Source organism: Croceicoccus sp. Ery15, from assembly GCF_020985305.1.
In the GTDB taxonomy this organism is placed as follows: Bacteria; Pseudomonadota; Alphaproteobacteria; order Sphingomonadales; family Sphingomonadaceae; genus Croceicoccus.
The window spans coordinates 1,570,648-1,589,175 of the sequence record NZ_CP087588.1; the positions used below are offsets into that span (position 1 = coordinate 1,570,648).

Consider the following 18,528-nt stretch of genomic DNA (forward strand, 5'->3'; position numbering starts at 1 on the left):
CGGCAAAGGTTTCAGTCATGCGACGGCCTGGCCGGAACTGTCCCGTCGATGTCGCAAATTGCTGTCATGGGGTGGCGTGAATCCTTGGCCCGAACGACCATGCAGGTGATCACAAGCAATGCGCTGGACCGTCGTCATACCCGTTTTCAACGAACGCGATTTTTTACCCGCCACGCTTCGTTCGCTGGCGCAGCAATCACTGCCGTTCCGGCTGGTGCTGGTCGATAACGGATCGACCGACGGCTGCATCAGTGATGCCCGCGCGATCATCGCCCAAACCGGCATCGACGCGCAGATCATTACCGAACCGACGCCCGGACAGGTTCATGCGTTAAAGGCCGGTATCGACGCCGCCGATAGCGAGCTTGTGGCGATTTGCGATGCCGACACATTCTATCCGCCGCATTATCTGAAACGCGCGGGCGAATTGTTCGACGCGGGCGGCATGGACCGCGTGGCGACGGCGGCACTGCTGCTTCCCGAAAATCCGCACGGGTTCAGGGCAACGCTGGCCCGCTGGCACAAGCTGGGCGCGGCAAGGCTGATGCCGCGGCAGAACCATACCAGCGGCGCGGGCCAATGCTTTCGCCTGAACGCGCTGCGCGCGGCGGGCGGTTATGACGCGGCGATCTGGCCCTATGTGCTGAAAGACCACGAGATGATGCATCGCGTGCTGCAACTGGGCACGCAGGCCTATGACCGCGACTTCTGGTGCATTTCGTCCGACCGGCGGACCAGCCGCAGGAATGTGCGCTGGACGCTGGGCGAACGGATTGCCTATCACCTGACCCCCTTCTCGATGAAAACACGGTTTTTCAATAATTTCCTTGCCCCGCGCTTTGCCGCGCGCGCGCTGGGAGACACGGTGCTGCGCCAGAGGGCGTGGGAAGCGGAGGGAGCCGGAGCATGAATGCGTTCTTCGCCCATGCGGGCCTGTTCATGGGCCTTGCCGTGGTCACTGCCACGGTCGCGCCCATTGTCGCCTGGGCTGCCCCGCCTTTCCCCGTCCCCCCGCGCGAGGAACGCGGGCGCGAAGGGGCCGATTGCCGCAGCCCCGAACCGGGCCCCGCCGTGCGCCTGACGGTCAAGGGGCTGAAGGACCGCGAGGGCCGCCTTCAGGTCGAACTTTATCCCGCGAACGACAGCGATTTCCTGGCTGCCGACAAAAAGCTGATTGCCGAGGGCAAGCCGTTCAAACGCGTGCGTTACAATATGCCCGCCAGCGGCGATCCCGTCGTCTGCATCCGCGCGCCCGAGGCGGGCCGCTATGCCATCGTGGTGCTGCACGACCGCGACAGGAACGGCAAGTTCGGATATTTGCGCGATGGCGTCGCCTTTCCCAACGATCCCAATATCGTGCGCAGCAAGCCCAAGGCATCCGCCGCCAGCGTGCAGATCGGCAGCGGCACGGTGGTGCGCGAAACGGTCACCATGCAATATCTGCGGGGTCTGCAATTCGGACCGGTGGGCTGATGGCCAGCCTTGCCGACGCGTCCTTTCGCGCCCGCGACGGGGGCACGGAGTTCACCTCGACACGGCTGACGACCGCGCTACTGGCGCTGTTCGCGACCTTGCTGGGCTTTACGCTGCTGAAGCATGGCACCGATTTCATCGCGGTCGAACGACCCGAACTGGTGTTCGTCTGGGTCGGCGTGGTCGGGTCGCTGGCCGCGCTTTTTCTGCCCGCAGGCTATCGCCCGCTGCCCCGCTTCGCATCGCGCGGCCTGCGCGCGGGCGCGGTGTTTCTGGCGCTGTATATGGCGGTCGAGCCTTTCGCCATTCCCTATGCCGCCATGCCTGCCGACCATCCGGCGGTGCTGTTCCACAGCCATGCGCGCTGGTTCGGCGTTGCGCTGGCACTGGCTGGATTGTGGCGTCCCAGCCTTGTCTTTGCCGCCGCCATGCTGCTGTGGATGATCCGCGAATTGCAGACGGGGCTGACGGGTTTCTATTTCTCCACCCTCGACATCCGCAATATTGCCGAGGTACTGGCATTCTGGGCCATCGGCTATGCGCTTTTGTCCGCCGCCGACCGGATCGGCACGCTGCGCAAGGCAGTCGGGCTGGATGCCGATGCGTTGAAACTGGCCGCGCTGATGCTGTTCGCGGCGGGCGTGGGCGCGCATCTGGCGAATTATTTCTGGTCGGGCCTTGCCAAGCTGGCGATGGATGGCGGGGTAACCTCGTGGCTGTTCGACAATCGGCTGTATGACGGCATTCCCGCCGCGCTGGAAAAGGGCACGCTGCCACTGGCCGCCTTTCCATGGGCGGTCGAATGGCTGGATGCGGTCCTGCAATTTCTTTTTCTGCCGATGAACCTGTTCGCGTTCGGCGTGCAGATTTTCGCGCTGGTCGCCCCGCTGCGCCGCCGCTGGCTGATCGCGTCGATCGTGCTGTTCGACCTGTTCCATCTGGCGGTCTGGTTCACCCTTGGGCTGCTGTTCTGGAAATGGATCGCGCTGAACATGATCCTGCTGGTCGCACTGGCCGCGATCAGCGACGCGGAATGGACCCGCCCTGCCCGCTATACCGCGCTGGCATTCGTGATCGTCGGCATGGCGACATTCCGCACCGCATCGCTGGCATGGTACGACACGCCGGGTTTCGCCTCTCCGCATTTCGAGGCGGAGATGGACGACGGCACACGGATGAAAGTGCCCAATGCGTTCTTCCTCTCGTCATCCTATCAGGTGTCGCAGGGGCGCATCTGGTGGCCGGGCGGGCGGGGCCATTTCAATCCGTCGATCTGGGGATCGGTGCTGCATCACGACGATCTGGTCGCAGGTCGCGAATGCCGCGCGCCCGCCCGCACAGAGCCTGCCGCCGAGGAATGGGGCCCGTTAGAAAACGTCGGCCGATTTGTTCAGGCGCATCACCGGCAGATCACCTCGCGGCTGAATGACAAGGGGCAGCTCAATTACTATCTTGTTCCGCACCACCACGTGCCAAGCCCGATCCTGCCGGACCCGTTCTATGAAACGGACAAGCGCCGGATCGTGCGATACTGGTTCGTGATCGACTCCGTCTGCCTGTCGTTGCAGGACGGCGGACTGGACCGGCGGGTGATCGGGCATACCGAGCGTCCCGTCTATGACGTAAAGGCCGACCGGATCATCGCATGAACGCGCCTGTGATCATCGTATATGACGGCGAATGCCCGTTCTGTTCGGCCTATGTGTCGATGCTGCGGCTGAAACGGGCAGCGGGCGATGTCGAACTGGTCGATGCACGGTCCGGCCATCCCGCCGTGGCGCGGTTGCGGGCGCTGGATATCGACCTTGACGAAGGCATGGCCGTGATCGCCGGCGATGCGGTGCATCATGGCGCAGCGGCGATGCAATGGCTGTCGATGATGACCACGCCGTCGGCCACGCTGAACGGGTTGATGGCGCGGGTGCTGCGGCACGAGCGGCTGGCGCGCGCGGCCTATCCGTTTCTGCGCGGCGGTCGCAATGCAGCGCTGGCACTGATGGGACGCCGCAAGATCGCCGACTGACGCGTCAGAACGCCGCGTTCAGGATCAGGAAGCACGCTGCCGACAGGCTGGCCGCGGCAGGCAGGGTGATCACCCATGCCATGGCGATGGGCTTCATCAGCGCCCAGTTCGTCTGCTTGTTCACCAGCCCGATGCCCAGCACCGCGCCGATCAGTATGTGCGTGCTGGAAACCGGCAGGCCCAGCGTGCTGGCCATCATCACCACCGCGGCCGCCGCCAGTTCTGCCGAAAAGCCCGACGCGGGGTGCATCTCGGTCAGATTATGGCCAACGGTCGCGATCACTTCCTTGCCGATAAACCACAGCCCGACGATCAGCGCGACGCCGAATGCCATCATCGCCGCAGGGGGCACCGCCGCTTCTGTCCCGACGGTGCCGGTCTTCAGCACGTCGAGGATCGCGGCAAACGGTCCGATGGCATTGGCGATGTCGTTCGCCCCGTGGCTGAATGCAAAGCCGCTGGCGGTGAAGACCTGCAGCCAGCTGAAGATCAGGAAGGTCGACCGGTCCAGCGAATCCCCGCGCAGCGTGCGCGCGAAAATATAGGTCGCCATCCACGCCGCCGCCCCGATCATGCCCATGATCAGATAGTTGTTCAGCGTGGTCAGCCCCAGATCCATGTGCTTCAGCCCCTTGAACAGAAGCATGGCCGAAATCACCGCCGCACCGAACGCCGCGACCAGCGGCACCCAGTTCTGCAACGCCTTGTGCGCCGCCAGTTCGGTGCGCTGCGTGCGCAGATCGTGCAGTCTGCGGTAATATTCGGTTTCCAGATCGTCGGGTGTGAACCCCTCTTCGTCCAGCGCCTCGGCATCGCGGACCATCATGTGGGTATAGCTGATCTTCTGAATGTCGGAGAGGCGTTCGAACCGGCTCTTGTGTTCGTCGCGCAGCTTGCGGCGCTGGTTCTGCAAATGGTGCAGTTGTTCCTTCATCCGGTCGTTGAACAGCAGGATATGTTCCTTGATCAGCCAATACAGGCCATAGGACACCAGCCCGCCCAGCACCGGCGACAGCACCCACGAAATCATGATGGTGCCGATCTTGTCCCACTGCACCAGTGCCAGCGCCGCATCCCCGCCGCTAAGCAATACGCCCAGCGCGATCGAACTGCCAACGATGCCGCCGACGATCGAATGGGTCGTCGATACCGGCCAGCCGCGCTTTGTCGCGAACAGCAGCCATAATGCCGCCGCCAGCAGCGCGGCCATCATGATGAACACGAATTGCATCGGTTCGACCGACATGGCGCCCAGATCGACGATGCCCGACCGGATCGTATCGGTAACCTCTCCGCCCGCGATCACCGCACCGCTGACTTCGAAAATGGCCGCGATGGCCAGTGCCTGCTTGATCGTGATCGTGCCCGCGCCGACGCTTGTGCCGAAACTGTTGGCGACATCGTTGCCGCCGATATTGAACGCCATGAACAGGCCGAACGCGGTTGCCAGCAGGAATATCGCGATCTGCGAGGTGTTGGTGTAATCCAGCCCCCAGATCAGGAAACCGATGCTGGCAATGGCGAACAACAGGCCGAAACCCAGATCGGCCACGCCGATTTTCAAGCCGAAACTGCCCGAAACGGGTTCGCTTGCCCCAGTCGCCATGAATTGCCCCTTTTCGGCTGCCGCCCCCGCCCGCGGGCGATTGCCGTAAAGGCAGCACAAATTGATCGATCGGTGGTGGCGCTATCGCCGGTTTGCTGCAAACTTGTGACAAGATCGCACCGCTTGCCGGTCGGGCGGGGCATACCCCTTTCTCGCAAAATTTCCGGCGCTGCCATAATGGCTAAGGAATTGCAGGGCATAGGGACCGGATGACTGCCGAACTGCCTTCAATACCGCCCTCTTTCCCGGCCCCCTCCCTCCGCCGCAGCCTGCCCGGCGGCATGGCGATCGACCGTTGGCACGCGCCCGATGGCTGGCCCCTGCGCCGCTTTGCCCTGCCGCATCGCGGCGAATGGCGCGGCAGCGTGCTGTTTCTGGGCGGACGGGCCGACTTCCTTGAAAAATATCTGGAGGCGTTCGACGACTGGGCAGGCGCAGGATGGGCTGTCGCGGGGTTTGACTGGCGCGGTCAGGGCGCATCGGGCCTGCTGCATCCGGCGGGCGGCTGCCACATCGACGATTTCGCGGTGTTTGCGGACGATCTGGCAGCCTTCGTCGCGGACTGGCAGCGCGAAAACCCTGCGCCGCATGTGGTGATCGGCCATTCGCTGGGCGGGCATATCCTGCTGCGCGCGGTGGTCGAACGGCGCATTGGGCCCGACGGCATCGTGCTGCTGGCGCCGATGCTGGGCATACGCGCCGGCCCCTTGCGCGGGCGCGCCATCGGTGCGCTGGGACAGATCGGGCGCGTGCCCGCCCTGCGCCGCCGCACGATATGGAGCCGGTCGCGCAGCCCCGGCCCCGGTCGCATCACATCCTGCCCCGACCGCGATGAAGACAAGCGCTGGTGGAAAGAGGCCTGCCCCGAACTCGCGCGGTCGGGCCCGACATGGGGCTGGCTGTCCGCCGCAACGCGCTCCATCGCGCATGTCGAACGGATGCTGGACGAATATCCCGCCGGTCTGCGCGGCTTGACGGTGACGGCAGGGCTGGACCCCGTGGTCGACAATACCGCCATCGCCCGCGTGCTCGCCCGCCTGCCCGCAATGGAGCATGCGGACATCGCCGGTGCCGGTCATGAAATCCTGCGCGAGCGGGACGAATTGCGCATCGCGGCGCTGGACTGCATCCGCAGGTTCCTGTCCGAAACCGCGATTTGACCCGCGATTTATCGACAGGCAATCGCATCAATGACGCGCTTCTGTCGTGTTGCTGAAACAATTTCAATCCAATCAGGCCGCTCTACGGGATCTGGGTGGTATCGAAATGCAGACTGCAAGTGTTGCGGCGGCCTATGACAAATGGGCCCCGATTTATGATCTGGTCTTCGGCAATGTTTTTGCCACCGGCCGCGCGCTGTCGATTGCCGCTGCCGAACAGGTCGGCGGGCGTATTCTGGAAGTGGGCGTCGGCACCGGTATTTCGCTGCCCCGTTACAGCAAGGACGTGCGCCTTGTGGGTGTCGATATTTCGGATTCCATGCTGGACAAGGCACGCGAACGCACGCGCCGGCTGAACCTTGAAAATGTCGAACAGATCCGCGTGATGGACGCCGAAGCGATGGATTTCGCCACGGGCGAATTCGACGTGGTGGTCGCACAATATGTCGTGACCGCCGTTCCCAATCCCGAAAAGGCGCTGGACGAATTCCTGCGCGTTCTGCGCCCCGGGGGCGAGATTGTGATCACCACCCGCATCAGCGCCGACAAGGGCGTACGCGACCGGATCGAAAAAATGCTGATGCCCGTCACAAGCAAGCTGGGCTGGCGCACCGAATTCCCCTGGGAGCGATATGAGGCATGGGCGGCCAGGACCCCCGGTGTCCAGCTTGTCGAACGGCGGGCGCTGCCCCCGCTCGGCCATTTCTCTCTCGTCCGCTATCAGAAAGTGGCCTGAAGACATGAACAGTTTCAAACCGAATGGCGAACACGGCAGCGAACTGACCGGCATCGCCCGTTTCCGCGACCAGCTGCGCGAACAGCGCTGGGACGACCATCGCTATTACCATCACTCGATCATCAACCAGAGCCTGCATTTCGTCAGCGCCTGCACCTTCCTTGTCGCCTATGCGATGCTGTGGACCAATCCGGCGCTGGCGGCCCTGCTGGCGTGGGGCGTGGCGATGACCAGCCGTCAGGCGGGCCATTTCTTTTTCGAACCCAAGGACTACGACTACGTCAACGATGCGACGCACGAGTATAAGGAAGACATCAAGGTCGGCTATAATCTGCGGCGCAAAGTGGTGCTGATGGGCCTGTGGGCATTGAGCCCGCTGCTGCTGCTGGCACAGCCCTCGCTGTTCGGGCTGATGCAGCCGCACACCGGCGCGGAAAGCTTTTTACGCAATGTCGGCCTGATGTGGCTGGTGCTGGGCATAGCGGGCATCGCGTTCCGCACCGTCCAACTGTTCTTTATCCGCGACGTGGAAACGGGCCTTGTCTGGGCGACGAAGATCGTCACCGACCCGTTTCACGACTTCAGGATCTATCGCGGGGCCCCTGCCAAGCTGGCCAAATCCGCGATGGCATGGCGTCCGGCGCGCTAGGCAGCGCCTGTTTTTCAGCCGGTTCAACCTTTCCTGAACCGGCTGCGCAGCATTTCCCGCATCAGGCGATGGCGCAATGCCTTGCCCGCATCGCCCCGTGGCCGCCACCACCAGCCATCGCGCTGCATCGCCCGCGCCGCGGCCATGAAACGGTTCGCCACCTCGGTGAATTCATCGTCGCCAAAGGCAAGGCTGAAGATGAAGCGACCCGTGCCGACCCAGCTCAATGCCAGCCCCTCGGCCCGCAGGTAATATTGGAGCATCCAGTGATAGCGGCCGGGTTCGAGGAAATTGACGGTCCAGATCGTGCCCAGATTGCCGATGGCGACGGGCAACCCCTCGGCATCCAGCCGCGCGTTCAGACTGGCGGCGCGTTCGTTCCATGCCTCGTCCACCCCAACGTACAGCGCCTGCCCCTCGGCCGTTTCCATGCGGCGCAGGAATGCATCCATCGCGCCCATGACATAGGGGTGCGAATTGAACGTGCCGCGCGCGAAACAGATGTCAGCGGGCCGGTCGTCGCGATACCGCTTCATCAGATCGGCCCTGCCGCACAACACGCCCACCGGCAGCCCCCCGCCCAGCGTTTTGCCATAGGTGACCATGTCGGGCCTGATACCGCCGAAATATTCGCATGCTCCACGCGGGGCGAGGCGGAAGCCGGTGAAAATCTCGTCCATGATCAGCACGATCCCCGCCTTGCGGCAGGTGTCCTGCAAACGCCGCAGCCAGTCGGCATAGGCAGCGCGGTCCGTTTTCGCCCCCGCGCGCCGCGACACCAGCGTCGAATCCCCCGGTGCATTGCGATTGGGGTGCAGCGCCTGAAGCGGGTTCACCAGCACGCAGGCGATATCCTTGCGGCTGGCCAGCACGGCAAGGCTGCGCTCGCTCATATCCGCCAGAGTATAGGTCCGTTCGGCCGCGACCGGATTGCCGACGCCCGGCTGCACATCGTCCCACCATCCGTGATAGGCGCCCGCGAACCGCACCAGATGGCTGCGCCCCGTGTGATAGCGTGCCAGCCGCACAGCCTGCATCACCGCCTCTGTCCCCGACATGTGGAACGACACGGCGTCGAGGCCCGATATCGCCTGCAACCGGCGCGCATTATCCGCGACCACCGGATGCAGCCCCGCCAGCGTCGGCCCCAGTTCGCGGGTCGCGGCGATGCCGGCGTCGGTCAATGCGCGATAGGCATCGACCCCCAGCAGGTTGACGCCATAGGAACCGGTCAGGTCATAGAATTCGTTCCCGTCCAGATCGGTCAGCATCACGCCGCTGGCCGCACAATAGAAGCTGCCCGCCGACAGATGTTCGCGCACCACGGGGCTGAACTGGAACGGCACGCGATAGCTGCCGGTGAAACGGACATCGGGGATCGCATCCGCCGCTGCGCCGGTATAGGCCGCCGTTTTGGCGAACCGCTGCCGGTAAAGTGCCGAAAGCGCGTCAAAACCGGCACGCCGCTGCGCCACCACGTCACCCGGCGCGCCATCGGCGGCGAAGAATTCGTCGCCCACGAAATGATAGTTCGCCACTTGTCGCGCCATGCGCCGCGCCATGCGCGAATGGCCTGCCAGCGAACGGTGCTTGGCCCGCGACAATTGCACGCGCTGGCGGATTTTTTGCGCCGAAAGCACGCCTGCCAGAACCGTGGCCACACTCAACGTCAAACGCTTCAACTCATTGCTCCCCACATGCAGAGACCGACATGATGCTTCGCTCCGCCGTCCAGCGCCTTGCCATGCAAGAGGAACTCAACTTCCTATTGACCAACCGCATCCCGCGCCATGCGCTCACCCGTTTCATGGGCTGGTTCAGCAAGATCGAGAATCCGGTTGTCAGCAGCGCCTCGATCGCCCTTTGGCGCTTCTTTTGTGACGTTGATCTGACAGATGCGCCCGAAAAGCGCTTTCGCAGCCTGCATGCGGCCTTTACGCGCCCGTTAAAGCCGGGCGCGCGGGTCGTGGATGCCGATCCAGCCATCGTCGCCTCGCCCTGCGATGCCATTGTCGGCGCGCATGGCCGGGTGAAGGACGGACAGGCCTATCAGATCAAGGGGCTGGAGTATTCGCTGGCCGAGCTGCTTGGCGATGCGGCGACGGCAGCTGCATTCGCGGACGGCTGGTTCGTTACATTGCGGCTGACGGCAGGCATGTATCACCGCTTTCACGCGCCGCACGACCTGACGGTCGATAGCGTACGCTATATCTCGGGCGATACGTGGAACGTGAACCCGGTCGCGCTGAAACGGATCGAAAAGCTCTATTGCCGAAACGAACGCGCGCCGATCATCGCACGGCTGAACGCGGGCGGCGCGCGCATCGCGCTGGTGCCCGTCGCCGCCGTGCTGGTCGCCAGCATCCGTCTGCCGTTCCTCGACAGCGAAAAACCTGTCCGCGACGGGGGCACAGGCGTCCGCCCCGTTTCAGCCCGTTTCGCCAAGGGAGAGGAAATGGGCTGGTTCGAACACGGATCGACCATCGTGGTCCTGTCGCCCCCCGATTGCCCGCCGGTCGCACTGGAACAGGGCGCGCAGATCCGCATGGGCCAGCCGCTGATGCGCGTGCCCCGAAACAGCGATCCGGACTAGGCCGCCCCCTCACCCTCCGGCCCCGGCGATGCGGCGGCCAGATGCAGCGCGATATAGGCCCCCGACAGATCGGCCATATTGTCGAGCAAGTCCTCGCGGCTGCCGATCAGCTGGCGCTGGGCATCCAGCACGTCGAACAGAGAGGCCAGCCCCTCGCGATAGAGCGCGTTCGATTGCTCCAGCGCGGCCTCGCTCTGCTCGATGGCGGCGGACAGGGCAACCTCCCGCTGCCCGAAAGCATCGATGGCGACCAGCGCGTTTTCGGTTTCGCCCAGCGCGTCCAGAAACGCATAGCGATATTCGGCATAGCGCGCGCCCAGTTCGGCATCGGCGGCGTCGACCTCGGCGCGGCGGCGACCTCCGTCGAACAGGGGTATGTCCAGCGCTGCACCGACACTGGCAAGGAAATCGTCGAAGAAATCGCCCAGATTGCCCCCGCCCAGCACGATAGAGGCAGGCACGGTCAGCGACGGGCGCAGATCGGCCTGTTCGATGCCGACATTGGCCGCGGCCTCTTGCAAGCGGGCTTCGGCAGCAAGAATATCGGTGCGCCTCCGCAACAGATCGACCGGCTGGCCCAATGCCGGTCCGCCGCGATAGGCCGGAATCGCGTCGATGCCGCTGGCCCCGTCGGGTGCGAAGGTGCCCGGCACCTCGCCCAGCAACAGCGCCAGTGCATGCACCGCCTGCGCGCGCTGGATTTCCAGAATGCCGCGCCGCGCCCGCGTTTGCGCCAGATCGGCGGCGGCGCGGCGCACATCCAGATTGGCGGACAGCCCCGCCTCATACCGCAGGGTCACGACATCCAGCGTCTGTTCCTGCAGTCCCGTCGATTCTTCCAGCAATTCCAGCTGCGCGCCGGTGCGGCGATATTCGACATATTGGCGCGCGATGGCGGCGGCCACGATGCGGCGCTGGTCAGCGCGCAGATAATCCGCCTCGGCATAGCGGGCGGCGGCGGCGCGGATTTCCGCGCCCATCCGGCCGTTGATATCGGGGTCGAATTCCAAAAACAGCCCCGCACTGGCGCTGCTGCGGCTGTTGTCGCCGGTCGCGGTGCCGATATCGGCCGCGCCGTCGATCGCGGGCAGACGGTCGCCCCGCTCGGCGCGCAACAGCGCCTCTGCCGCACGCATGCGTTCGCGCGCAGCCGCAATGTCGAGATTGGCGGTCAGCCCCCTCTCGACCAGCGTGTCCAGCACCGGATCGCCGAACCCCTTCCACCAGTCGTCGTTCGTTCCGGCATCGGGCAAATCGGCCGCGAATACCGGCGGCGCGACGATATCCGCCTGCGGCTCGACCTGCGGACCGGCGGCGCATGCCGACAGCGCGGCCGCGCACAGAAGCAATGCAGGCAAACGGACCCTCATGCCGGTGCCATCGTCATGTCTTCGTCGACTTGCCCGATCTCTTCATTCAGGCGCGCCAGATCCACGCTGCGCGGCTTGCCGAAACGCGCGATGCCCAGATAGATCACGGGGGTCAGGAACAGGGTGAAGACGCCCGCGATGCCCAGCCCGCCGAAAATCACCCAGCCGATCGACTGGCGCGCTTCCGCCCCCGCGCCGCCCGCAAGGATCAGCGGCACTGCGCCGACCACGGTGGATATCAGCGTCATCGCAATCGGGCGCAGGCGGATCGCGGCGGCCTCTTCCACCGCTTCGCGCACGCTGCGGCCCTGATGGCGAAGCTGGTCGGCGAATTCGACCACCAGAATGCCGTTCTTGGCCATCAGCCCGATCAGCATCACCAGACCGATCTGCGAATAGATGTTGAGCGACACGCCCGACAGATACAGCGCAAGGATCGCCGCCGCCAAGGCGAAGGGCACGGTCAGCAACACGACCAATGCGCTGGTCAGGCTTTCGAACTGGGCGACCAGCACAAGGAACACGATCACCAGCGCGAACAGATAGGTGACGAGCACGTCGCTCGACGTTTCATTCAGGCTTTCGGCATCGCCCTGCAGGATCATGTCGATATCGTCGGCCACGGTTTCGTCGGCCAGCCGCTCCATCTCCACGATCGCGTCGCGCAGCGATACGCCCGATGCGATATCGGCCCCCACTTCGATCGCGCGGCGCTGTTCGGTGCGGTCAAGCTGCGCGGCGACGCCCTGTTCCACCACTTCGGTCACCAGCGACAGCGGCACCATTCCGCCCGATGCGGTGCGGACATACAGGTTCGACAGATCGGCGGAATTGGTGATCGACACCGCGCGCGATGTCAGGAAGATCGGCACGGCCTGATCGCCCACGTTCAGATCGGCAATCTCCTCGCCCCCGACCATCGCGCTTAACGTCTGCGACAGATCGTCGAGGTCGATGCCAAGGTCGGACGCGCGCTGGCGGTCGATCCTCAGCGACAATTGCGGCTGGGTCGGCTGATACGAGATATCGGGGTTCGACAATATGTCGGACCTTGTATCGATCGCCTCTGCCAGGGCCAGCGCGGAACGGTAGATATTGGCATATTCGCCGCCGGTCAGCGCGACTTCCAGCCCTTCGCCCCCGCCCCCGAAGCTGAGCGTGCCGCGCCCGCGCGCATTGGTGCGAGAGCCGGGAATCTCGCGCAGCGGCGGATTAAGCGCGTCCACGATCTCGCTCTGGCTGCGGCTGCGATCGTCCCAGTCGGCCAGCTGCGCGGTGACACGCACACGATTGGGATCGTAACGGCCGACGACCGAGAAGGTGCTCTCGATCTCTCCGCTGTCGAGATAGGGCTGCAAGACTCGCTCGATCTCGTCCAGCTCGCGGTCCATAAAGGCAAGGCCCACCCCGTCGGGACCGGTCGCATCCACCTCGATCACGCCGCGATCCTCGTCGGGCACCAGCTCGTTATCCAGTTGCGTATAGAGAAGGCCGGTCAGCACGGCGAGCAGCACGGCAGCGCCCACCACCAGCCTGCCGCGGTCGAGGCACCAGACCAGCATCGCCATATAGCGGTCGCGCGCCTTGCCGCCCCAGCGGGTCAGCGCATCATCCTCTGCCGCGCCATTGGTCAGATCGATGCGCGCCGCCAGCGCAGGAACAAGCGACAGGGCGATGAACGAGGAAATCACCACCGCGACCGACAGCACGAACCCGAATTCGCGGAACAGGCGGCCCGTTTCCGATGGCAGAAAGCTGATCGGCACGAACACCGATACCAGCACGGCCGTGGTGGCTACCACGGCGAAGAACACCTGCCGCGTTCCCACGACCGCCGCCGCGCGCCGCCCCAGACCCTTGTTCTGCAGGCGCTGTGTGTTTTCCAGCACCACAATGGCATCGTCCACGATCAGCCCCGTCGCCAGCACCAGTGCCAGCAACGTCAGCAGGTTGATCGAAAATCCCATCGCCCAGATGCCCGCGATCACGCCGACCAGCGCGATGGGGATGGTGGTGCTGGGAACGACGGTGGGCCGCCATGCGCGGAAAAAGACCAACATGGTGCCGATGACGACCAGAATGGTGAAGCCCAGCGTGATCAGCACTTCGCGCACCGAAATCTCGATAAATTCGGCATCGTCCGAAATCACCTCGACCCGCACATCGTCGAACCGCGCGTTCACCCGTTCGACCGATGCGCGGATGGCATTGGATATCTGGATCGTGTTCGAACTGGCCTGTCGCACCACGCCCATGCCGATCACGCGCTTGCCGTCCAGCCGGACGAAGTTGCTGGCATCGGCGGGGGCGAAATCGACATCGGCCACGTCGCCCACCCGCGTATTGCCGGTGATCACCAGATCGCGCAGCAATTGCGGATCGGTGGCGCTGGCCTCTGCCCGCACGACCAGTTCCTGCGCGTTCGACCGGAACGATCCGACCGGCACGTCATAGGGCGCGCGGCGCAGCGCATCGGCGACATCGGTGATGGTAAGGCCGAACCGGTTAAGCCGCGCCGGATCGATCGCCACGCGCATTTGCAACGCGCGCTCGCCGAACAGGTCGATGCTGGCCACGCCCTCGGCCGTCAGCAGTTCGGGGACGATATCGTTTTCGACCAGACGGGTCAGCTCCGCCTCGCCCAGATGATCGCTCAACACCACCAGCCGCATGATCGGCTGCGCATCGGCATCGGCCTTGACGATATTCACCTGCTCCACACGCTCGGGCAAGTCGCGGGTCACGCGGCTTACTGCCTCGCGCACGTCGGACGCCGCGGTGTCCAGATCGACACCCGGATTGAATTCGGCCCGCACGCGCGTGTTGTTTTCTTCACTGGAAGACCGGATCTGCCGCACGCCGGTGACGCGGGCGACCGCGTCTTCCAGAATGCTCGTCACCTCGGCATCCATGGTTTCGGGCGCGCCGCCGGGCAGGACGGCAGACACCGACACGATCGGGCGGTCTACATTGGGCAATTCGCGCACTTCGACGCCGAATACCGCCGCCAGACCCGCCAGCAGGATCAGCAGGTTGAGCACGCCCACCAATAACGGCCGCTTGACCGCCAGCATGGGCAGGTCGGTCTTATGCTCCATCGCGGCTGTCCGCCTTGCGCAATTGCGCCTTGCCCGCGGGCGGGGCCTCAGGCGCGACAAGGCGGATCGCCTGACCGTCGCGGATTTTCTGTACCCCTTCGACGATCACGCGATCGCCGCGAGCCAGCTCTCCGTCGACAAAGGCCAGTCCTTCGCGCCGCGCGGTGATGGTGACGGGCACTTCATGCGCCTTCCCCTCGCGCAGGACGAACAGATGCGAACCTTCGCCGCCCCAGACGATGGCCTCTTCGGGTACGGCGGGTCGCGGCTCTCCGCTACGGGCGACGGTGACGCGAAAGCTCATCCCCGGGCGCAGGCTGTCGTCGCTGTTGGGCACCGATGCGCGCACGGTGAAATCGCGACTGTCCTGAGCGACGCGGCTGTCGGTGGCGATGATGGTCGCCGCGATCCGGCGGTCGGGCTGTGCAAAGGGCGTGATCGTCACGGATTGCCCCGGTTGCAGCGCGCTGAACACGGTTTCGGGCGCGGGGAAATCCACGAACAGCGTGCCGCGCCGGTCAAGCTGGGCAATCGGCGTCGCATCGCTGACGCGGTCGCCCACATCGACTTCGGTCAGCCCGATATGGCCCGAAAAGGGCGCGCGGATCGTGCGGTCGGCCAATTGGGTGCGGGCCTGTTCCAGCGCAACGCGCGCCGATGCCAGCGCGGTCTCTCCCGCCTCGATCTGGCTTTCCGAAATCGCGCCCGTATCCTCGATCCGGCGATAGCGTCCCAGCAACTGGTCCGCTTCGCGCAATTCGACCTCGGCCGCCTCGACCGCCAGCCGCTCGCGCCTTGCGTCCAGTTCGACCAGCACTTGCCCCTTGCGCACGTAATCGCCCGCGGCAAAGCGCACGCGGGTCACCCTGCCCGCCGATTCCGGAAAGAGCTCGGCACTGACCGACGCGCGCGCAGTGCCGATCATCTCGGTGTCGATCCGTTGCGGCAGAAAGCGCAAATCCTCGGCAATCACGGGCACGGGGGCCGGTTCGCGATCGCCCTCAGCGCCCGAACATCCCCCCAAAAAAAGCGCGGCAAACAGGGGCAGTAACGGGGCAAGACGCTGATTCATCGGCACTGCATAACGGGTAAGAACCGTTCGCAAAAGCGCCATATGCCCCCTTTTGACGGGTGGTAATTACTGATACTGCGCTGCGCCCGTCGCGGCTGGGTCCAAAGACACCGGTTTGCGCGCCATCGGCTGCCATCGCCAATATGTCAGCGTGCGCCACACCCATTCCAGCGGGCCAAATCGGAAATGCCGCAGCCACAGCACGCTCCACACCATTTCGACGACCGCAATGGCCAGAACGATCAGGTAAAGCTGATAGCGTTCGAACATATTATACAGGCCAAAACCAAAGCCATAGAACAGCAGCGTGCAGATCAGTGTCTGCGCGATATAATTGGTCAGCGCCATCTGACCCGCCGCCGCAAAGCCGCGCATCAGCCATCGGCACAGCCCCAGCCTGATCACGCAAAGCACCAGCCCCAGATGGCCGAACACCATGGCAAGGCGGCTGAATTGATAGGTTCGCCCTGCCTCGGCCGATGCCAACGGCCCGTATTCGCCCGCTTGCAACAGGCCCAGCTCGTACAGGCCCAGCGGGATGCCGATGGCATAGCCCGCCCCCATCAGCGCGGCATAGAACCGCGTGCTGCGCCCTGCTGTCAGAACGTCCGATTTCAGCAGCGCCATACCGATCAGCATGAACGGCATCATGTCGAACACCAGCCAAAAGGGCGCCTCTACCCATTGAAACTGATAGCTGAACGACAATTGCCCCGTCACCGCGTCGAGATAGGAACCGCTGTGCCAGCCGGTGAACATCGCGGTCGTTTCCTCGGTCGGGATCGCGAAGGACGATGCTTCCTGCCAGCCTTCCAGCGCCTCGGCCTGCTCCTCGTCGGGTGTCCCACCGCCATCGACAATCGCCTGCGCCGCGGCAGCCTTGTGCGACAGTTCCAGCGTGCCGTGATAGCGCATGTTCGACAGGCCCGCCGCGATCAGCAAGGCCGCGATCCCGATGGCGAATTGCCAGCGCGCCGGTATCTTGCGCAACGCGAACAGGAAAAACCCGCACAGTGCATAGGCAAACAGGATTTCGCCCGTCCACAAAAGCAATGTCCAATGAATGATCCCCGCCAGCAGCAGCCAGCTCATCCGGCGGAAGTGGATTTCGGCCGTCGCCAGCCCCGCGCCCGCCTTTTCCATCCGTTCGGTCATCAGCACGATGCCCGCGCCGAACAGCATGGAGAATATGCCGCGCATCGTTCCTTCGAAACCGACATTCATGATTTCGAACAGGCGCAGGTTCAGCCCCGTGCTGCCCCCGGCCGCCATCGGATTGCCATAGGCCTGCCAGATCAGCCCGAAGGCCGAGATATTCATCAGCAATATGCCGAACACCGCGATTCCGCGAAGAATGTCGAGTGAATCGATGCGGTCGGCTTTCGTAACGGGCGCGGCGTCAACCGGCGCGCTTACGCCTTCCGTCAGGACGGTAGCGGTCATAAAGACCCCCTTCCCAGGGCAGCACATATGGCCGCGACCCGCATGTGTCGGCGCCGCCCCCGGTTACCGGCGCCCGAGTGGCAAACCGTAATACGGCCTGTCCCGATTGGCAATTGACGCCATATCGGGCCAATCGTCCCGAAAGAGCTTGCCGTAGAATCCCCTGATTAATCCGCGCGTGTCTTGTGCACGCGGCGCACGACGGCGCGATGCTGCGTCCGCTCCAGCCATTCCTCCACGCTCAGATTGCCTTCTTCCAGATCGGCCAGCACCGCCCCGCGCTCACCCATCGGGCGGTCGGGGCCGACGGTGGTATCGCAGCGGACCTGCCGCTCCATCTCGGCATTCAACAGCGCACCCAAAAGCACGCCATAGGCCGACAGGAACAGCCACATCAGGAACACCACAATGGCCGAAAGCGAGCCATAGGTGGCGTTATAATCGCTGACATAGGCGACATAGGCGGAAAATCCGAAAGAGATCATCAGCCAGACCATCGTCGCGCACAAAGCCCCAGGCGCCAGCCAGCGCCAGCGCGCAGGGCGGCGGTCGGGCGCGTAACGCATCACCACCGCAAAGCCGAGGCTGCCCAGCGATATCGCCGCAACCCACGCGACCGCCTTGAAGGTCAGCCCCATGCCCACGCCCAGAAACGCTTCTGAATGGCGTTGCAACCACGCGAACGCGCCCCCGCTGGCAACGCCGGTAATCGCGATGCCGATGGCCGCCAGCGTCAGCAGCAGACCGCGCAGGGTCAGCTTGATAAAGCCCCTGCTCTCATGCTCTTCATTGATGACGTTCAGTGCGCCGATAAAGCCATTCGCGGCGCGCATCGCGCCATAGATCGCGAAAAACAGCGCAATCGCAAGCGCCACGCCGGTCACGCCCTTGCTGGTGCTGACGGCGGCCATCATCTGCCGCTCGATCATGCTGGCGGCATCGGCGGGCAGCACTTCGACCAGGCTGAGCATCTGGCGTTCCACCGTCGATACATCGCCCACCAGACCATAGATCATGACCATCGCGGCCAGCATCGGGGTAATTGCCAGAAAGGTGAAAAATGCCACACCCGCGCCAAGAAGTGACAAATTATGGAAACCCCACATGGTATATACGCGTTTAGCGATCTGCAGCCATGCCGCGCGCGGCAGTTGCAAGGGGGATTTGGCCGCAGCGCCGGGCGCGTCTTCCTTTGAATTCTCCGGGGTGCCGCTTGCCGGTGCCACGGGATCGACACGGTCGGCATTCGGGCCGTCCGTGCTGTCATAAGGGATTGTTTTGCCGGTATCCAATGCGTCTCGCCTC

15 protein-coding genes are annotated in these 18,528 nt (G+C 64.2%); 8 read left to right on the forward strand and 7 right to left on the reverse strand.

Going from position 1 to position 18,528, the window contains the following annotated elements:
* The first annotated feature begins 118 nt into the window (after positions 1-118).
* The 4 genes from LOZ77_RS07730 to LOZ77_RS07745 are packed head-to-tail and all read left to right on the forward strand — an operon-like array spanning position 119 to position 3,496.
* A complete protein-coding gene (locus LOZ77_RS07730) occupies positions 119-910 on the forward strand; it encodes a glycosyltransferase family A protein (RefSeq protein ID WP_230281554.1) in 792 nt (263 codons plus the stop codon).
* Positions 907-1,473 carry a DUF2141 domain-containing protein gene (locus LOZ77_RS07735; protein ID WP_230281555.1) on the forward strand — a complete coding sequence of 189 codons (567 nt, stop codon included), beginning with the start codon at positions 907-909 and terminating at the stop codon, positions 1,471-1,473. The genes LOZ77_RS07730 and LOZ77_RS07735 overlap by 4 nt, the downstream gene beginning before the upstream one ends.
* Entirely contained in the window at positions 1,473-3,122 is a 1,650-nt protein-coding gene (locus LOZ77_RS07740) for a hypothetical protein (protein ID WP_230281556.1), read from the forward strand. Before LOZ77_RS07735 ends, LOZ77_RS07740 begins: the two co-directional genes overlap by 1 nt.
* Complete coding sequence (locus tag LOZ77_RS07745) at positions 3,119-3,496, forward strand: DCC1-like thiol-disulfide oxidoreductase family protein (RefSeq protein WP_230281557.1); 378 nt, start codon at positions 3,119-3,121, stop codon at positions 3,494-3,496. The genes LOZ77_RS07740 and LOZ77_RS07745 overlap by 4 nt, the downstream gene beginning before the upstream one ends.
* Before the next feature lie 4 nt (positions 3,497-3,500).
* Here the strand turns inward: LOZ77_RS07745 and LOZ77_RS07750 are convergent, their stop codons facing one another.
* Positions 3,501-5,102 carry an inorganic phosphate transporter gene (locus LOZ77_RS07750; protein ID WP_230281558.1) on the reverse strand — a complete coding sequence of 534 codons (1,602 nt, stop codon included), beginning with the start codon at positions 5,100-5,102 and terminating at the stop codon, positions 3,501-3,503.
* A gap of 281 nt (positions 5,103-5,383) precedes the next feature.
* Here LOZ77_RS07750 and LOZ77_RS07755 point away from each other — a divergent pair, with 281 nt between their 5' ends.
* The 3 genes from LOZ77_RS07755 to LOZ77_RS07765 all read left to right on the forward strand — a co-directional run bounded on the left by LOZ77_RS07755 (position 5,384) and on the right by LOZ77_RS07765 (position 7,647).
* Positions 5,384-6,262, forward strand: a complete 879-nt coding sequence (locus tag LOZ77_RS07755; protein ID WP_230281559.1) for an alpha/beta fold hydrolase — start codon at positions 5,384-5,386, stop codon at positions 6,260-6,262.
* A gap of 106 nt (positions 6,263-6,368) precedes the next feature.
* Complete coding sequence (locus LOZ77_RS07760; RefSeq protein ID WP_230281560.1) at positions 6,369-6,998, forward strand: class I SAM-dependent methyltransferase; 630 nt, start codon at positions 6,369-6,371, stop codon at positions 6,996-6,998.
* A 4-nt stretch (positions 6,999-7,002) separates the two neighbouring features.
* Positions 7,003-7,647 carry a hypothetical protein gene (locus tag LOZ77_RS07765; protein WP_230281561.1) on the forward strand — a complete coding sequence of 215 codons (645 nt, stop codon included), beginning with the start codon at positions 7,003-7,005 and terminating at the stop codon, positions 7,645-7,647.
* A gap of 23 nt (positions 7,648-7,670) precedes the next feature.
* On the opposite strand, the gene LOZ77_RS07770 is transcribed toward LOZ77_RS07765, so the two are convergent.
* Positions 7,671-9,329: an aminotransferase class III-fold pyridoxal phosphate-dependent enzyme gene (locus tag LOZ77_RS07770; protein ID WP_230281562.1), complete on the reverse strand. Its 1,659-nt coding sequence runs from the start codon at positions 9,327-9,329 to the stop codon at positions 7,671-7,673.
* 29 nt (positions 9,330-9,358) lie between these two features.
* On the opposite strand from LOZ77_RS07770, the gene asd reads away from it, so the two are divergent.
* Positions 9,359-10,240 carry an archaetidylserine decarboxylase gene (asd, locus tag LOZ77_RS07775; protein ID WP_230281563.1) on the forward strand — a complete coding sequence of 294 codons (882 nt, stop codon included), beginning with the start codon at positions 9,359-9,361 and terminating at the stop codon, positions 10,238-10,240.
* Here asd and LOZ77_RS07780 read toward each other — a convergent pair.
* The 5 genes from LOZ77_RS07780 to LOZ77_RS07800 form a co-directional block, all read right to left on the reverse strand.
* A complete protein-coding gene (locus LOZ77_RS07780) occupies positions 10,237-11,610 on the reverse strand; it encodes an efflux transporter outer membrane subunit (RefSeq protein WP_230281564.1) in 1,374 nt (457 codons plus the stop codon). The genes asd and LOZ77_RS07780 overlap by 4 nt on opposite strands.
* A complete protein-coding gene (locus LOZ77_RS07785; RefSeq protein WP_230281565.1) occupies positions 11,607-14,708 on the reverse strand; it encodes an efflux RND transporter permease subunit in 3,102 nt (1,033 codons plus the stop codon). The genes LOZ77_RS07780 and LOZ77_RS07785 overlap by 4 nt, the downstream gene beginning before the upstream one ends.
* Positions 14,698-15,780, reverse strand: coding sequence for an efflux RND transporter periplasmic adaptor subunit (locus tag LOZ77_RS07790; RefSeq protein ID WP_230281566.1), 1,083 nt, complete (start codon positions 15,778-15,780; stop codon positions 14,698-14,700). Before LOZ77_RS07790 ends, LOZ77_RS07785 begins: the two co-directional genes overlap by 11 nt.
* A 66-nt stretch (positions 15,781-15,846) precedes the next feature.
* Positions 15,847-17,223: a DUF418 domain-containing protein gene (locus LOZ77_RS07795; RefSeq protein WP_230281567.1), complete on the reverse strand. Its 1,377-nt coding sequence runs from the start codon at positions 17,221-17,223 to the stop codon at positions 15,847-15,849.
* A gap of 167 nt (positions 17,224-17,390) precedes the next feature.
* A complete protein-coding gene (locus LOZ77_RS07800) occupies positions 17,391-18,515 on the reverse strand; it encodes a YihY/virulence factor BrkB family protein (protein ID WP_230281568.1) in 1,125 nt (374 codons plus the stop codon).
* Positions 18,516-18,528 lie beyond the last annotated feature (13 nt).

Bases quoted from the DNA above. Each gene is read 5' to 3' on its own strand.
- LOZ77_RS07745 (WP_230281557.1), top strand. From the start codon at position 3,119: ATGAACGCGCCTGTGATCATCGTATATGACGGCGAATGCCCGTTCTGT.
- LOZ77_RS07780 (WP_230281564.1), bottom strand. From the start codon at position 11,610: ATGAGGGTCCGTTTGCCTGCATTGCTTCTGTGCGCGGCCGCGCTGTCG.
- LOZ77_RS07765 (WP_230281561.1), top strand. From the start codon at position 7,003: ATGAACAGTTTCAAACCGAATGGCGAACACGGCAGCGAACTGACCGGC.
- LOZ77_RS07785 (WP_230281565.1), bottom strand. From the start codon at position 14,708: ATGGAGCATAAGACCGACCTGCCCATGCTGGCGGTCAAGCGGCCGTTA.
- LOZ77_RS07730 (WP_230281554.1), top strand. From the start codon at position 119: ATGCGCTGGACCGTCGTCATACCCGTTTTCAACGAACGCGATTTTTTA.
- LOZ77_RS07755 (WP_230281559.1), top strand. From the start codon at position 5,384: ATGGCGATCGACCGTTGGCACGCGCCCGATGGCTGGCCCCTGCGCCGC.
- LOZ77_RS07740 (WP_230281556.1), top strand. From the start codon at position 1,473: ATGGCCAGCCTTGCCGACGCGTCCTTTCGCGCCCGCGACGGGGGCACG.
- LOZ77_RS07735 (WP_230281555.1), top strand. From the start codon at position 907: ATGAATGCGTTCTTCGCCCATGCGGGCCTGTTCATGGGCCTTGCCGTG.
- LOZ77_RS07790 (WP_230281566.1), bottom strand. From the start codon at position 15,780: ATGAATCAGCGTCTTGCCCCGTTACTGCCCCTGTTTGCCGCGCTTTTT.
- asd (WP_230281563.1), top strand. From the start codon at position 9,359: ATGATGCTTCGCTCCGCCGTCCAGCGCCTTGCCATGCAAGAGGAACTC.
- LOZ77_RS07795 (WP_230281567.1), bottom strand. From the start codon at position 17,223: ATGACCGCTACCGTCCTGACGGAAGGCGTAAGCGCGCCGGTTGACGCC.
- LOZ77_RS07750 (WP_230281558.1), bottom strand. From the start codon at position 5,102: ATGGCGACTGGGGCAAGCGAACCCGTTTCGGGCAGTTTCGGCTTGAAA.
- LOZ77_RS07760 (WP_230281560.1), top strand. From the start codon at position 6,369: ATGCAGACTGCAAGTGTTGCGGCGGCCTATGACAAATGGGCCCCGATT.